The sequence below is a fragment of the Microbacterium sp. SSM24 genome (genome assembly GCF_025989145.1).
GTDB lineage: Bacteria > Actinomycetota > Actinomycetes > Actinomycetales > Microbacteriaceae > Microbacterium.
In genome coordinates this window covers 1,267,443-1,281,988 of record NZ_JAPDNQ010000001.1, presented here as the reverse complement: position 1 = coordinate 1,281,988, position 14,546 = coordinate 1,267,443, and the positions used below count along the sequence as shown (strand labels likewise).

Genomic DNA, 14,546 nt, shown 5'->3' with positions numbered 1-14,546 from the left:
CCCGCAGCCGGTCGCCTGTCAGTCGTTCGCGAGCCAGACCGTCGTGTCGGCCGGCAGTTCACCGCCGTCGATCGGGCCGCTCGCCGCGATCACGATACCGTCCGGCAGGGGGATCGGCGTGGCACCGGTGTTGCCGACGACGGTCACGTTCCCGTTGCGGAAGGCGACAGCATCCGTTCCGAAGCCCTTCAGCCACTCGAGCGTGCCGTCACCGAGACCGCGCGCGCGGCGCGCTGCGATGAGCGAACGGTACAGCGACAGCGTCGATCCGGGGTCGCCCGCCTGGGCGTCGCGGGCGAGCGTCGCCCACTCAGCGGGCTGGGGAAGCCACGCCGCGCCGTTCGGGCTGAAGCCGTACGCGGGCGCGTCGGCCGACCACGGGATCGGCACGCGGCAGCCGTCACGGCCGTAGCGCTCGCCGTTCGTGCGGAACCAGGTCGGGTCCTGACGGGCGTCGCCGGGGATGTCGATGACCTCGGGAAGGCCGAGCTCCTCGCCCTGGTAGAGGTAGGCGGAGCCGGGCAGCGCGAGCATGAGCGTCGTCGCGGCGCGGGCGCGGCGCAGACCGACCTCGGGGATCGGCTTGCCGGGGGAGTCGGGGCCGATGCCGTGACCCTGCGGGTTCTCGGCGGTGAGGGCGAGGCGGGAGGCGTGGCGCACGACGTCGTGGTTCGAGAGCACCCACGTGCTCGGCGCGCCGACGGCCGCGTAGGCGGCGATCGACTCGGCGATCACGGCACGGAGGGCGGGGGCCTCCCACGTCGTCTCGAGGTAGGCGAAGTTGAACGCCTGGTGCATCTCGTCGGGGCGCACCCACAGCGCGGTCTTCTCAGGCGTGGGCAGCCACGCCTCGGCGCACAGGGCGCGGTCGCCGTCGTACTCGGCGAGCAGGTTGTGCCAGTCGCGGTACACCTCGTGCACGCCGTCCTGGCCCCAGTAGGGCACGTTCGCCTCTTCGCCGCCCATCGAGCCGGACTCGGGGTCGGGCGTGTAGTCGGGGAGGCCCGCAGCCTTCACCAGGCCGTGTGCGACATCGACGCGGAAGCCGTCGACACCGCGGTCGAGCCAGAACCGCAGGATGCGGCGGAACTCCTCGCGCACCTCTTCGTTGGACCAGTCGAAGTCGGGCTGCGACGAGTCGAACAGGTGCAGGTACCACTGGCCCGCGGTGCCGTCGGGCTCGACCACCCGGGTCCACGCGGGGCCGCCGAACACGGACTCCCAGTTGTTCGGCGGGAGCTCGCCCTCGACGCCTCGGCCGTCGCGGAACATGTAGCGCGCGCGCTCGACGCTTCCGGGCGCCGCGGCCAGCGCCTGCTGGAACCACACGTGCTGGTCGGACGAGTGGTTCGGAACCAGGTCGACGATGAGGCGGATGCTGCGCGCGTGCGCCTGCGCGAGCATCTCGTCGAAGTCGGCGAGCGTGCCGAAGAGCGGGTCGACGTCGCAGTAATCGGCGACGTCGTAGCCGGCGTCCTTCTGCGGGGAGCGCTGGAACGGGCTCAGCCACAGTGCGTCGACGCCGAGGTCGCGCAGATCGTCGAGCCGCGACGTGATGCCGGGCAGGTCGCCGACGCCGTCGCCCGTGCTGTCGGAGAACGACCGGGGGTAGATCTGGTAGATGACGGCGGTGCGCCACCACTCGCGGCCGGCTGCGGTGGACGGCGCATCGACGCGCTCGGCGGTCTGCGGGGAAGTCATCGGGCCAGTGTACTGCAAGCGCTTACATCGGCCCATGCCCGCACACCGGCAGATCACCGGATGCCGCCGGGCGGGTATCAGCGGTGACCCCGCACGCCTCTCTTCCTGCATCGGGGTCTGTCGTCCCGCCGGATCGGCGGGCGTCACGCGGAGCATCGATCCGCGGGAACGCTCATCCGCCGATCCGCCACTCATCCATCGATCCGAGGTGCAGCCATGAGCTCTCCCGACCTGCCGGGTTCGCCCGGCGACGACGACGAGACGCGGGGCGCCGCCCTCCGTCTCATCTACGAGTACGAAGACGGCGAGGTGCGCCTCGTCAGTCAGCAGCGCGTCGACGTCGCGGTGCCGGGGTTCGACCTCGACGAAGCGCCGAGCGTCGACCACGTCGAGGTGCGGGATGCCGAAGGCGTCGCCCTCTCACGCGTCCGCGTGCGGGATGCGCTCCCCGACTCCGTCGAGGTCTTCGGCGAACCGGGCGAGGCGATCTCGCGCGTCCCCGATCCGATGCGCCGCGGCGCGTTCACCGTCGTGGTGCCCGCACCGCGCACGGCCGCGCGCGTGGTGCTCCAGCGTCCGCTCTCGCCGGATGCCGCACCCCCGCCCGGCGAGCGGGCGTTCCGTGCACCCGGTCCGATCGTCCTCTCGGATGACGCGATCGACGAGGTGGAGTCATGACCACCGCAGACGGTGCCGTCATCGGCACGACGCAGATCCACGGGAACGCCCCGCGGAACAAGGCGTTCAACATCGTCCTGCTCGGCGACGGGTTCACCGCGGCGCAGCAGGGGGCGTTCGACACGGCGGCGACGGACTTCGTCACCGCGCTGCTCGCGACGGACCCGTTCGGGCAGCTCCGGTCGGTCATCAACGTCTTCCGGGTGAACGTCCGCTCCACCGACAGCGGTGCCGACGATCCGGTCGGGCCTGGAGGAACCGGGGCCACAGCCCGCACGTTCTTCGATGCGACCTTCGGCGGTGGCGGCATCCGTCGTCTCCTTCTCGCCGACACCACGACGGTGCTGACGACCGCGGCCGCGCAGGTCCCCGAGTTCACGCTCGCGCTCCTGGTGGTGAACTCGACCGTCTACGGCGGCGCGGGCGGCGCGATCGGCACCTACTCGCTCGCGGGAGGCGCAACCGAGATCGCGATCCACGAGGCCGTCCACACGGCGTTCGGACTGGCGGACGAGTACCCCTACTGGGCGGGCGGCAACGAGGCGGACCGTCAGCAGCATCCCGCCGTCGAGCCCGGCGAGCCGAACGTGACGATCAACACCGACCGCAACACGCTCAAGTGGCGCTGGGCGGTGGCGGCGAACACGCCCATCCCCACGCAGACCAACCCGAATCCGGCCGTCGAGGACTATTCGGCGAGCCCGGTTCCGGCCGGGACGGTCGGGACGTTCGAGGGCGCGCACTACTACCACGCCGGCGCATACCGGCCCGAGTGGAACTGCAAGATGCGCAACCTCGGCGTCGAGTTCTGCGCCATCTGCAAGGCCGTGATCTGGAACCGGTTCCGACCGCTCATGACACAGCCGGTCCGAGCGAGCGCGGTCATGTCGGTCGTGGCACGCTACCCCGAGCACCTCGACGTGTTCGCGGTGGCGCCGGACGGCCGCTGCGTGTCGGACTGGTGGGATGCCGGATCCGGCTGGGCGGGATGGTTCTCGCTCATGGGCGGCGTCGCCGCTCCCGGCGGTGCGGGCTCGCCGATCACGGCGATCTCGCGATACGACCGCCACCTCGACCTGTTCACGGTCGGCACCGACAACCGCGTCTACTCGGCGTGGTGGGATGCCTCCGCCGGCTGGTCGAACTGGTTCCCGCTGGGCAGCATCCGGTGCCGCCCCGGGTCGGTCGTCACCGCCCTCGCCCGCTACACCGATCAGATCGACCTCTTCACGACCGACCAGAACGGCCGCACGATGACGATCTGGTGGAACGGCGGAGGAGGCTGGGCGAACGACTGGGTGCACATCGGCGGCGGCGTCGCGGCGAACGGGGCGCCCGTGACGGCCGTAGCCCGTCGTCCGCACCACCTCGACATCTTCACCGTCGGCACCGACAACCGGGTCTACTCGGCGTGGTGGGACCAGCGGTCGGGGTGGTCGGGATGGTTCCCGATCAACGGCATCACGTGCCGGCCGGACTCCACGGTGACCGTCGTGGCGCGGCATCCGGATCAGCTGGATCTGTTCACCACCGACAGCAGCGGGCGCATCATGTCGACCTGGTGGAACTCGACCGGAGGCTGGGCTCAGGGCTGGTTCCAGGTGTCGGGCGGCGTCGCCTCGCCGGGCTCGGACGTCACGGCGATCGCGCGGTACTCGGGTCACCTCGACCTGTTCGTCATCGGCACCGACAACCGCGTGTACTCGACGTGGTGGCACGAGGGCGGCAACTGGGCGGGCTGGTTCAACGTGTCGGGCGGCGTCGGGAAGCCCGGCGGACAGGTGGCGGCCATCAGTCGCGTCGCCGAGCAGATCGACGTCTTCGTGACCGGCACCGACGATCTCGCCTACAGCACGTGGTGGAACGCGGCCGGCGGCTGGGCCGGATGGTTCCAGCTCGGGATCACCTGAGCGCTGCGCAGGGAGACGCCGCCGATGGGGGTTCGGCGGCGTCTCCGCGCGTGGGCGCCGGTGCGGCGGACTATCGTGGGCGCGTGCCGTCCGAAGCCCTGATCCGCGCCGAGTCCCTCATCCGCACCATCCCGGACTACCCCGAAGCGGGGGTGATGTTCCGCGACATCACGCCGCTGCTGGCGGATGCTTCGGCCCTCCGCACGGTGATCCACGCCATGATCGCCCCGTTCGAGGGCGACTTCGACGTCGTGGCCGGTGTCGAGGCGCGCGGCTTCCTGCTGGCGGGGGCGGCCGCGATGGAGTCCGGCACCGGGCTGGTGCCGATCCGCAAGGCGGGCAAGCTGCCCCGGCCCGCGGCATCCGTCGACTACGCCCTCGAGTACGGGACGGCGACGATCGAGGCCCACGACGACATCACGGACGGCACCCGCGTGCTGCTCGTGGACGACGTGCTCGCCACCGGAGGCACGCTCGCGGCCGCCCGCAGTCTGGTGGAGACCCTCGGCGGAACCGTGGTCGGCACGGCCGTGCTGATGGAGCTCGAGGCCCTCGGCGGCCGCGCCGTCGTCGGCGACGTGCACACGGTCTTCACGGCCTGAACCCACCAGTCGCCAAGACACGCCGGCGGCGGTGAGCGGCGTTCGGCGTGTTCTGGCGACTCAGTCCGAGGAGCCGCCGAGCACGACGTTGACCGGCGCCTCGCCGCGCGCCATGCGCTCGATCTGCGTGCGCACCAGCTTCGCGATGCGCGGGGCCATCGCGCTCGAGTCGCCGCCCACGTGCGGCGTCACGAGCACGCCGGGGAGCGCCCACAGCGGGTGGCCGGCCGGGAGCGGCTCGGGCTCCGTCACGTCGAGCGCCGCGCGGATGCGTCCGCGCCGCACGTGCGCGACGAGCGCGTCCGTGTCGACGAGCGATCCGCGGCCCACGTTCACCAGCAGCGCGCCGTCGGGAAGGGCCGACAGGAACGCGTCGTCCACGATGTGCCGGGTCTCGGCGCCGCCGGGAAGGGTCACGATGACGATCTCGGCCTCGCCCAGGAGCTCGGGGAGCTCGTCGACGCCGTGCACCGGCATCCCTTCCTCGACGCGCGGGCGCCGGGCGACGGCGGTCAGCTGCACCTCGAACGGGGCCAGCCGCGCCGCCACGGCCTTGCCGACGCCTCCGTAGCCGAGAAGCAGCACGCGGCGGTCGGCGAGGCTCTGCGTGAACTGCGCAGCCCATCGGCCGTCGGCGGTGTCGCGTGCGAACACGTCGATGCGACGTTGTGCCGCGATCGCGAGGCCGACGGCGAGCTCGGCGGTCGAGGTCTCGTGCACGCTCGCGGCGTTCGCGAAGACCAGGCCGTCGGGAAGGATGTCGGCGACGCCGTCGTACCCGATCGACTGCCCCTGCACGAGCCCGACCTCCACCCCCTCGAGCCGCGCGAGCACGCGCGCCATCGACATGTACGGCGGCACGACGATGTCGAATCGCTCGCGGGGCGCGGGTCCGTCCATCGGCCAGACGACCAGCTCGACGCCGTCGGGGAGAGTCCCCACATCGGCGGCGAGATCCTCGGTCGGCACGCTCACGATCAGATTCCGGATGCCTCGGCTCACCCTTCTACGCTATCGGCGCGGTGCCGGTCGGGCGTCGGACCCCGGCGATACGCTCGCGACGAGCGGCGATGTGCCCGTGCCGCCCCGACGAGGAGGTGCGGGATGGTTCCCGAGATCAACTACTGGGCGGTGCTGCTCGCGACCCTGTCGAGCATGGCCGTCGGCGCGATCTGGTACTCGATGAAGGTGTTCGGCAAGCGCTGGGCGAAGCTCGCGCGGGTCGACATGGACCGTGGCGGCAGCGCCGTGGTGCCGATCCTGGTCACACTGCTGGTGAGCTTCATCACCGCGTGGGTGCTGGCCGGTTCGACGTATCTCGCGTGGGATTTCTACGGCGGCGGCTATCTGCTCGCCGCGGTCGGCACCGGCGTGATCCTGTGGGCCGGATTCACCGCGGCGCGCTTCATCACCCACGACGCCTTCGAGGGCCGGCCGTCGTCGCTGACGGTGCTCAACATCGCGCACGAGCTGGTGACGATCGTGATCATGGCGATCATCATCGGGGTGTGGCCCCCCATCGGCACCGTCTGAGCGGTGCCCGGATACCGCGTCTCAGGCCGCGGCGGCGACCACGGCGGCGATCGCCGAGGTGAAGAACGGCAGACCGTCCACGCCCGACCGCATGGCGGCGGAGGTGTCGGGACCGAAGCCGGCCTCGACGGCGTGCTCGGGGTGCGGCATGAGGCCGACGACGTTGCCGCGCTCGTTGGTGAGGCCGGCGATGTCGCGCAGCGACCCGTTCGGGTTCACACCGAGGTAGCGGAACGCCACGAGGCCCTCGCCCTCGAGACGGTCGAGCTCGGACTCCGAGGCGACGTACCCGCCGTCCGCGTTCTTGAGGGGGATGACGATCTCCTGGCCGGAGGCGAAGTCGCTCGTCCAGGCGGTGTCGTTGTTCTCCACGCGCAGGCGCTGGTCGCGGCGGATGAACTGCTGGTGGGCGTTGCGGATCAGGCCCCCCGGGAGCAGGTGCGCCTCGACGAGCATCTGGAAGCCGTTGCAGATGCCGAGGATCGGCATGCCCTGGGCTGCGGCATCCTTCACCTCCGCCATGATCGGCGCGAGAGCGGCGATCGCGCCGGCGCGCAGGTAATCGCCGTAGCTGAACCCTCCGGGCAGCACGAGGGCGTCCACGCCCTCGAGGTCGTGCGATCCGTGCCACAGCGCGACGGGCTCGGCGCCCGCGACGGCGATGGCGCGCTGCGCGTCGCGGTCGTCCAGCGAGCCGGGGAACGTGATGACCCCGATGCGGGTGGTCACTGCACCACCTCGACGGCGACGACGTCCTCGATCACGGAGTTGGAGAGGATCTCGTCCGCGACCTGACGCGCGGTGGCGAGCACCTCGTCGGTGACCTGGCCCTCGACGGTGAGCTCGAAGCGCTTTCCGATGCGCACGGAGGTGAAGGCCTCCTGGCCCAGGCGCGCGAGTGCGCCGGACACGGCCTTCCCCTGCGGGTCGAGCAGCTCGGCCTTGGGCATGACGTCGACGACGATGGTGGGCATGTGTGGTCCTCCAGGCGACCGCGGGCGGGGGTCTCCTCCAGTCTACGGGCCGCGCGCGCTGGGCGAAGTCGCGTGTCCATGACGCGGCATCCAGCAGTCGTGACGAAACCGTGACCCGCTCATGGGAGCGCTCCCTTGACTTCGTGGGAGCGATCCCATAGCGTCGGGTTCCGTCCGATGGGAACGCTCCCACGGGCGCCGCAGCCCGGAACCCGTCCCGGGACGCACACCCCCTGCAACACACATCGATCTGACAACACAAAGGAGTGACAGTGAACTCACGTGCCTTCCGCCGAAGCGCCGTAGCGGTCGCCGCATTCTCGGCTTCCGCCATCGTCCTCGCCGGCTGCGCCGGTGGAGGCGGCGGTCAGCCTTCGGCCGACCCCGACGAGCCCATCACGCTCACCATCGCCACGTTCAACGACTTCGGCTACACCGACGAGCTCCTTCAGGAGTACATGGACGAGCACCCGAACGTGACCATCGTCCACAACCGCGCCGCCGAGTCCGGCGACGCGCGTGCCAACTACTTCCAGAAGCTGGGCAAGGAGGGTCTCGCCGACATCGAAGCAGTCGAGATCGACTGGTTCGCCGAGGCGATGCAGTACTCCGACCTCCTCGCCGAGGCGCCCGACAGCGTCAAGGGTCGCTGGCTCGACTGGAAGGAAGCCGCCGCCACCGACGGCGACGGCCGTCTGGTCGGCTTCGGAACCGACATCGGCCCGCAGGGCATCTGCTACCGCGCCGACCTGTTCGAGGCCGCGGGTCTGCCCAGCGACCGCGAAGGCGTCGCCGATCTGTTCAACGGCGACTGGGAGAACTTCCTGGATGTCGCGGACCAGTACAAGGAAGCAACCGGCAAGCCGATGATCGACTCGGCCAACTCGGTGCTCCAGGGCATCGTGAACCAGATCGAGTACACCTACACCGAGCCCGACGGCACCGTCATCGCGACCGACAACCCCGAGATCCAGGCAGCGTACGAGCTCGTCACCGAGCGCGCCGTCCCGAACTCGGCTTACGCCGGCCAGTGGTCGGACGACTGGTTCGCCTCGATGGCCAACGGCGAGTTCGCCACCATGCTGTGCCCGGGCTGGATGCTCGGCGTGATCTCGGGCAACGCGCCCGACGTCACCGGCTGGGACATCGCGAACGTCTTCCCGAACGGCGGCGGCAACTGGGGCGGGTCGTACCTGACCGTCCCCAAGAACGGCGCCAACGTCGACGCGGCGCTCGCGCTCGCCGACTGGCTCACCGCTCCGGAGCAGCAGGTCAAGGCCTTCACCAACGCCGGCACGTTCCCGAGCCAGCTGAAGGCGTACGAGGACCCGACGCTCACCGACGCCACCAACGAGTACTTCAACGACGCTCCGACCGGCGAGATCCTCAGCGAGCGCGCTGAGGCCGTGACGGTCGCTCCCTACAAGGACGCGAGCTACTTCAAGTACCACGACGCGCTCCAGAACGCGGTCACGCGCGTCTTCGACGGTGTCGAGGACGAGCAGACCTCGTGGGACACCTGGGTCGCGGAGGTCCAGGCCTTCTGATAGGCCAGCAGTGACAGCTTCGACCGCTCGCCCGGTCGAGGCCTGAGAGGAGGAGTGTGTGCGGGTCTTCCGCCCGCGCACACTCCTCCACCCCCCTCGAACCTCGACACCGAATCGGAGCCACCGGTGACCTCGACCGCAACCCGCCCCGCGGCATCCGGGCCGGCCGACCGGCCATCTCCCGAACGCCAGCCGCGCGTGATCTCCTTCTCCCACCGGGTGAGCAAGTGGGATCTGAAGTTCTCGCCCTACCTCTACATCTCGCCGTTCTTCATCGTCTTCGCGATCGTGGGTCTCTTCCCCATCGCCTACACCGCGGTGATCTCGTTCCAGAACTGGGACCTCGTGCGCAACTCCGGCGAATTCGTCGGATTCGACCAGTACATCTGGATCCTCCAGAACCCGCAGTTCTGGACCGCCCTGCGCAACACGTTCAGCATCTTCCTGCTCTCGACGGTGCCGCAGCTGATCCTCGCGGTCTTCATCGCCGCGATGCTCGACCGCAACATCCGCTCCAAGACCTTCTGGCGAATGGGCGTGCTGCTGCCCTACGTGATGGCGCCCGTCGCCGTCGCGCTGATCTTCAGCAACATGTTCGGCGACAACCACGGTCTGGTGAACAACATCCTCACCGACATCGGTCTGCAGCCCATCCCCTGGCACAAGGACCCGTTCTGGAGCCACGTCGCCATCGCGACCATGGTGAACTTCCGCTGGACGGGCTACAACGCGCTGATCCTCCTCGCCGCGATGCAGGCGATCCCGCGGGACTACTACGAAGCCGCGACCGTCGACGGCGCCGGCGCGTTCCGCCAGTTCACCGCGATCACCGTGCCGTCGCTGCGGCCGACCCTCATCTTCGTGATCATCACGTCGACCATCGGCGGCCTGCAGATCTTCGACGAGCCGCGCATGTACGACAACACCGGTGAGGGCGGGGCCGCGCAGCAGTGGCTGACGATCACGCTCTTCCTCTACAACATCGGCTGGCGCGAGTGGAACTTCGGCCGCGCCGCCGCACTGGCCTGGATCCTCTTCCTCATCATCCTCGTCATCGGCCTGATCAGCCTCGCCGTCACCCGCCGGCTCGTCCGGGACGAGGGTGGCAGAGGGGTCACCGCACCGCGCAGAAAGGGGTTCCGCCGATGAGCACGACTCCTCCCATCGCGATGGTCGAGCAGACCGTCGCCACCGCAGGCATCGCCGAAGGCCGTGGCCGCAACCGCACGACGAAGATCCGCGGTCACCGCGCCGGCTTCTGGGTCTACATCGGACTCGGCGTCGTCATCGTGTCGGCCGTGTTCCCCTATTACTGGTCGTTCCTGATCGGCTCGGGCGACTCGACGACGATCAACGACCCGAACATGTCGTGGATCCCCGGCGGCAACTTCATCGCCAACGCACTCTCGGTCGTGAACGACCCGGCCGTGAACTTCTGGCCGGCGCTGTGGAACTCGATCTACAGCTCCACGCTCATCGCCGCCGCCGTCGTCGTCACATCGACCCTGGCCGGGTGGGCGTTCGCGAAGCTCCGCTTCCGCGGCAGCAAGGCGCTGCTCATCTTCGTCGTCGCGACGATGGCCGTGCCGATGCAGCTCGGCGTCGTGCCGCTGTACATCCTGTTCGCCGACCTCGGCTGGACGGGTCAGATCGGCGCCATCATCATCCCGGCGCTCACCAGCGCGTTCGGCGTGTTCTGGATGACGCAGTACCTGCAGCAGTCCGTTCCCGACGAGCTCATCGAGGCCGCCCGCGTCGACGGCGCGTCGATGATGCGCACGTTCTGGGTGGTCGGCGTGACCGCCGCCCGCCCCGCTGCCGCGATGCTGTTCCTGTTCACGTTCGTCGGCGCGTGGAACAACTTCTTCTGGCCGTTCATCGTGCTCGACCGTCAGAGCCCCACCCTCCCGGTCGCGCTCTCGCTGCTGCAGTCGAACTACTTCGTCGACTACTCGATCGTGCTGGCGGGCGTGCTCCTGTCGACGATCCCGCTCCTCATCCTCTTCGCCTTCGCCGGCAAGCAGCTCGTGAGCGGGATCATGGCCGGCGCGGTCAAGGGCTGAGCGCGGCATCCGACCGCTTTTCGAACACCACCATCCCAGAGAGGACGCTGTCCGCATGACCGCGACCACCGCGCGCGCCTTCCCGTCGAACTTCCTGTTCGGCGCGGCCACCGCCGCCTTCCAGATCGAGGGCGCCGCACACGAAGGCGGACGCCGCGACTCGATCTGGGATGCGTTCTGCCGGGTTCCGGGGGCCGTCATCAACGCCGACAACGGCGATGTGGCGTGCGATCACTACCACCGGTACGGCGATGACGTCGCGCTGATGAAGTCGATGGGTCTGCAGACCTACCGCTTCTCGACCTCGTGGTCGCGCGTTCGCCCCGACGGCGGTGCGCTCAACCTCCAGGGCGTGGACTTCTACAAGCGTCTCGTGGACGAGCTGCTGGATGCCGGCATCCTGCCGTGGCTCACGCTGTACCACTGGGATCTGCCGCAGGCGCTGCAGGACAAGGGCGGCTGGGCGAACCGCGACACGGCCGACCTGTTCACCGAGTATGCGCTCGACATGCACGACGCCCTCGGCGATCGCGTGAACGTGTGGACGACCCTCAACGAGCCGTGGTGCTCGTCGTTCCTCAGCTACACCGCCGGACTCCACGCCCCCGGCCACTACAGCGTGACCGAAGGCGTGCTCGCCGCGCACCACCTGATGCTCGGCCACGGTCAGGCGGTCCGCGAGCTGCGGGCGCGGGATGCTTCGCTCAACCTCGGGATCACGCTGAACCTCACGGTCGCCGACCCGGTGGACGAGAACGATCCCGCCGACCTCGACGCGGCCCGCCGCATCGACGGCCAGTTCAACCGCTGGTTCCTCGACCCGATCTTCCGCGGCGGATACCCGGCGGACGTGGTCGAAGACATCCGCGCCGTCGACGCCGGCGCGATCGACGCGTTCGAGGCGGCAGTGCGACCGGGCGACCTCGAGGTCATCTCGACCCCGATCGACACCCTCGGTGTGAACTACTACCACGGCGAGTTCGTCGGAGGCCATGCACCGGCGGTCCCCCCGGCCGGCGGCGACGCCCCCACCGACCGACCCGGCCACTCGCCCTTCCCCTCGCACGAGGGCATCCACTGGCACGAGCGCGGGCTGCCCCGCACCCCGATGCACTGGGAAGTGCAGCCCGAGGGGCTCACCCGCCTGCTGACCCGGGTGTGGGACGAGTACGCCCAGCCCGCCGGCACGACGCTCTTCGTCACCGAGAACGGCGCCGCCTACGACGACGAGCGCGTCGTCGAGGACGGCGAGGTGCGCGTGCACGACGCCGAGCGTGCGGACTTCGTGTCCGCGCATCTCGGCGCGATCCTCGATGCGGTGGATGCCGGCGCCGATGTGCGGGGATACTTCTATTGGTCGCTGCTCGACAACTTCGAGTGGGCGTGGGGCTACGAGAAGCGGTTCGGGATCGTGCGGGTCGACTACGACACGCAGTTGCGGACCGTGAAGGACAGTGGCCGCGAGTACAGCCGGATCATCGCCGCGCGGGCGCTCGAGCGGGATACGGCGGCCGTTCGGTCGTAGCATCCACAGGGTGCCGGAGCATCCGGAAGGGAAGCAGGGGAGATGACGACGGACGCGCTGCGCGGGACGGTCACGATCGAGGAGGTCGCCGCTGCCGCGGGGGTCTCGCGGTCGACGGTCTCGCGTGTCGTGAACGGCTCCACTGCGGTCAGCCCCGAGGCGCTCGAAGCGGTCACGAAGGCGATCGCAGACCTCAACTACGTGCCGAACCGGGCGGCGCGCTCGCTCGCAAGCCGGCAGACGCACGCGATCGCCCTCGTCGTGCCCGAGGACACCACCCGATTCTTCGGCGACCCCTTCTTCGCCGCGATCGTGTCGGGCATCAACGCGCGACTGAGCCGCTCGGACTACGTGCTCAACCTCTTCATCGCGAACGACGACCCGGGCGACAAGACCACCAGCTACGTGCGCAGCGGCGCCGTCGACGGCGCGATCATCGTGTCGCACCACACCAGCGACCTCTTCATCGACCGCATCGCGAACGCCGTGCCGGTGGTCTACGGCGGCCGCCCGGTGCGCGAGCGCGAGCGGGACTACTACGTCGACGTCGACAACGTGCGCGGCGGCCACGACGCGACCACGTACCTGATCGAGCGCGGGCACCGGAACATCGCCAGCATCACCGGCCCGCTCACGATGCCCGCCGGCGTCGACCGCCTGCAGGGCTACCGCGATGCCCTGCGCGCGTGGGACCTGCACGAGGGCGTGATCGCCGACGGCAACTTCACCGCCGACGGCGGCGCGGACGCGATGCGCCGCATCCTCGAAGCCGGCGAGCGGCCCGACGCGGTCTTCGTCGCGAGCGACCTCATGGCACGCGGCGCGCTGACCGTCATCGCCGCCGCCGGTCTTCGCGTGCCCGAGGACATCGCGATCATGGGCTTCGACGACTCACCGGTCGCGACGTCGGTCGAGCCGCTGCTCACCACGATGCGGCAGCCGTCGTTCGCCCAGGGTGAGCGCATGGCGACCGTGCTCCTCGACCTGCTCGCAGGGCGGCATCCGCGTCACGTGACGATCCTCGAGACCGAGCTCGTCGTCCGCGAATCGGTCTGACGCGCGTCAGGCCCGGCCGGGCGCCGTCGCCTGGAGGACGTTCGCCCAGGGGTCGTCGAATCGCAGGGCGCGTCCGTCGTCGCGCACCTCGACGCCGCGATGGCGGAGGCGCTCGGTGAGCGAGCCGAGGGCGTCCTCGTCGGGCAGGGCGAGGTCGACGCGGCCGAGGCCGAGTGCCGGCATCCGGGGTCCGGCCCCTCGTGAGTTCCAGACGTTCATCGCCATGTGGTGGTGGTAGCCGCCGGCGCTCACGAACACGGCCTGGTTGCCGAGCGCCGCCGTCTCGTCGAATCCGAGGGCGTCGACGTAGAACGCGCGAGCGGTCGCGACATCCCCCACCGACAGGTGGACGTGACCGACGGATGCCGCCTCCCCGGCGGTCGCGCCGAGCGCCGCCTCCTCGGTGAGGTGCTCGCCGAGGAATCCGTTCGGGTCCAGGTACAGCGTTCCCATCTCGATGCTGCCGTGCGTCCACGACCACTCGGTGCGCGCGCGGTCCCAGTACAGCTCGATGCCGTTGCCCTCGGGATCGGTGAAGTAGAACGCCTGACTGACGAGGTGGTCGGCCGACCCGGTGAACGTGCCCGGGGCGTTCCGGGCGACGCTGTAGAGGGCGGCGGCGAGGGCGGCCTGCGTCTCGAAGAGGATCGCGGTGTGGAAGAGTCCCGCTGAGCCCGGCGTCGCATGGCGCAGCGCGGGCTCGTGCCGGAGCACGACGATCGGCCGGTTCGCGCGGCCGAGCGTGACGGTGTCGCCGTCGGCCGCGAGCACCTGCAGGGTGACGACGTCGCGGTAGTACGCCGTCATGGCGTCCAGATCGCCGACGAGCAGCGTCACCGGCCCCATGCCCGTGTCGGCCGCGAGTTTCTCATTCATGCGAATAGACAACCCGAGGCATCCGCCTTTGATTCCCGCGGCGCGCCTGGGCGCGGTGATTGCCCTCGAGGCCCCCTGTCG

At 70.0% G+C, this 14,546-nt stretch carries 14 protein-coding genes; 9 read left to right on the top strand and 5 right to left on the bottom strand.

The window, feature by feature from the left end; all coding sequences use genetic code 11:
• Positions 1 to 18: 18 nt before the first annotated feature.
• Complete coding sequence (locus OL358_RS05860) at positions 19 to 1,701, bottom strand: glycoside hydrolase family 13 protein (protein ID WP_264709006.1); 1,683 nt, start codon at positions 1,699 to 1,701, stop codon at positions 19 to 21.
• 216 nt (positions 1,702 to 1,917) lie between these two features.
• Between OL358_RS05860 and OL358_RS05855 the strand changes: the two genes are divergently transcribed.
• The 3 genes from OL358_RS05855 to OL358_RS05845 all read left to right on the top strand — a co-directional run bounded on the left by OL358_RS05855 (position 1,918) and on the right by OL358_RS05845 (position 4,891).
• Positions 1,918 to 2,379 (top strand): hypothetical protein, encoded by a 462-nt coding sequence (locus OL358_RS05855; RefSeq protein WP_264709005.1) that lies wholly within the window; start codon positions 1,918 to 1,920, stop codon positions 2,377 to 2,379.
• The gene (locus OL358_RS05850) at positions 2,376 to 4,289 is read left to right on the top strand and encodes a M64 family metallopeptidase (RefSeq protein ID WP_264709004.1); all 1,914 of its coding nucleotides are present in this window, start codon (positions 2,376 to 2,378) and stop codon (positions 4,287 to 4,289) included. Before OL358_RS05855 ends, OL358_RS05850 begins: the two co-directional genes overlap by 4 nt.
• 83 nt (positions 4,290 to 4,372) lie before the next feature.
• Positions 4,373 to 4,891: an adenine phosphoribosyltransferase gene (locus OL358_RS05845; RefSeq protein ID WP_264709003.1), complete on the top strand. Its 519-nt coding sequence runs from the start codon at positions 4,373 to 4,375 to the stop codon at positions 4,889 to 4,891.
• Between the two features lie 60 nt (positions 4,892 to 4,951).
• Here OL358_RS05845 and OL358_RS05840 read toward each other — a convergent pair whose 3' ends face one another.
• Positions 4,952 to 5,893 (bottom strand): 2-hydroxyacid dehydrogenase, encoded by a 942-nt coding sequence (locus OL358_RS05840; protein WP_264709002.1) that lies wholly within the window; start codon positions 5,891 to 5,893, stop codon positions 4,952 to 4,954.
• A 102-nt stretch (positions 5,894 to 5,995) separates the two neighbouring features.
• Between OL358_RS05840 and OL358_RS05835 the strand changes: the two genes are divergently transcribed.
• Positions 5,996 to 6,424 carry a DUF1761 domain-containing protein gene (locus OL358_RS05835; RefSeq protein ID WP_264709001.1) on the top strand — a complete coding sequence of 143 codons (429 nt, stop codon included), beginning with the start codon at positions 5,996 to 5,998 and terminating at the stop codon, positions 6,422 to 6,424.
• Between the two features lie 21 nt (positions 6,425 to 6,445).
• Here the strand turns inward: OL358_RS05835 and purQ are convergent, their stop codons facing one another.
• On the bottom strand, positions 6,446 to 7,153 hold the full coding sequence (gene purQ / locus OL358_RS05830; RefSeq protein ID WP_264709000.1) for a phosphoribosylformylglycinamidine synthase subunit PurQ: 708 nt from the start codon (positions 7,151 to 7,153) through the stop codon (positions 6,446 to 6,448).
• The gene (gene purS, locus OL358_RS05825; RefSeq protein WP_264708999.1) at positions 7,150 to 7,398 is read right to left on the bottom strand and encodes a phosphoribosylformylglycinamidine synthase subunit PurS; all 249 of its coding nucleotides are present in this window, start codon (positions 7,396 to 7,398) and stop codon (positions 7,150 to 7,152) included. Before purS ends, purQ begins: the two co-directional genes overlap by 4 nt.
• A gap of 272 nt (positions 7,399 to 7,670) precedes the next feature.
• On the opposite strand from purS, the gene OL358_RS05820 reads away from it, so the two are divergent.
• From OL358_RS05820 to OL358_RS05800, 5 genes are all read left to right on the top strand, one after another.
• Positions 7,671 to 8,945, top strand: coding sequence for an extracellular solute-binding protein (locus OL358_RS05820; RefSeq protein ID WP_264708998.1), 1,275 nt, complete (start codon positions 7,671 to 7,673; stop codon positions 8,943 to 8,945).
• Between the two features lie 126 nt (positions 8,946 to 9,071).
• Positions 9,072 to 10,094, top strand: a complete 1,023-nt coding sequence (locus tag OL358_RS05815) for a carbohydrate ABC transporter permease (RefSeq protein ID WP_264708997.1) — start codon at positions 9,072 to 9,074, stop codon at positions 10,092 to 10,094.
• Positions 10,091 to 11,008: a carbohydrate ABC transporter permease gene (locus OL358_RS05810; RefSeq protein WP_264708996.1), complete on the top strand. Its 918-nt coding sequence runs from the start codon at positions 10,091 to 10,093 to the stop codon at positions 11,006 to 11,008. The genes OL358_RS05815 and OL358_RS05810 overlap by 4 nt, the downstream gene beginning before the upstream one ends.
• A 55-nt stretch (positions 11,009 to 11,063) precedes the next feature.
• The gene (locus tag OL358_RS05805; RefSeq protein ID WP_264708995.1) at positions 11,064 to 12,533 is read left to right on the top strand and encodes a glycoside hydrolase family 1 protein; all 1,470 of its coding nucleotides are present in this window, start codon (positions 11,064 to 11,066) and stop codon (positions 12,531 to 12,533) included.
• A gap of 42 nt (positions 12,534 to 12,575) precedes the next feature.
• The gene (locus OL358_RS05800) at positions 12,576 to 13,589 is read left to right on the top strand and encodes a LacI family DNA-binding transcriptional regulator (protein ID WP_264708994.1); all 1,014 of its coding nucleotides are present in this window, start codon (positions 12,576 to 12,578) and stop codon (positions 13,587 to 13,589) included.
• 6 nt (positions 13,590 to 13,595) lie between these two features.
• Here OL358_RS05800 and OL358_RS05795 read toward each other — a convergent pair whose 3' ends face one another.
• Positions 13,596 to 14,465, bottom strand: coding sequence for a VOC family protein (locus OL358_RS05795; RefSeq protein ID WP_264708993.1), 870 nt, complete (start codon positions 14,463 to 14,465; stop codon positions 13,596 to 13,598).
• Between the last annotated feature and the right edge of the window lie 81 nt (positions 14,466 to 14,546).

Coding starts and splice junctions, on each gene's coding strand:
- OL358_RS05805 (WP_264708995.1), top strand. CDS start 11,064: ATGACCGCGACCACCGCGCGCGCCTTCCCGTCGAACTTCCTGTTCGGC.
- purS (WP_264708999.1), bottom strand. CDS start 7,398: ATGCCCACCATCGTCGTCGACGTCATGCCCAAGGCCGAGCTGCTCGAC.
- OL358_RS05800 (WP_264708994.1), top strand. CDS start 12,576: ATGACGACGGACGCGCTGCGCGGGACGGTCACGATCGAGGAGGTCGCC.
- OL358_RS05850 (WP_264709004.1), top strand. CDS start 2,376: ATGACCACCGCAGACGGTGCCGTCATCGGCACGACGCAGATCCACGGG.
- OL358_RS05810 (WP_264708996.1), top strand. CDS start 10,091: ATGAGCACGACTCCTCCCATCGCGATGGTCGAGCAGACCGTCGCCACC.
- OL358_RS05855 (WP_264709005.1), top strand. CDS start 1,918: ATGAGCTCTCCCGACCTGCCGGGTTCGCCCGGCGACGACGACGAGACG.
- OL358_RS05795 (WP_264708993.1), bottom strand. CDS start 14,465: ATGAATGAGAAACTCGCGGCCGACACGGGCATGGGGCCGGTGACGCTG.
- OL358_RS05835 (WP_264709001.1), top strand. CDS start 5,996: ATGGTTCCCGAGATCAACTACTGGGCGGTGCTGCTCGCGACCCTGTCG.
- OL358_RS05860 (WP_264709006.1), bottom strand. CDS start 1,701: ATGACTTCCCCGCAGACCGCCGAGCGCGTCGATGCGCCGTCCACCGCA.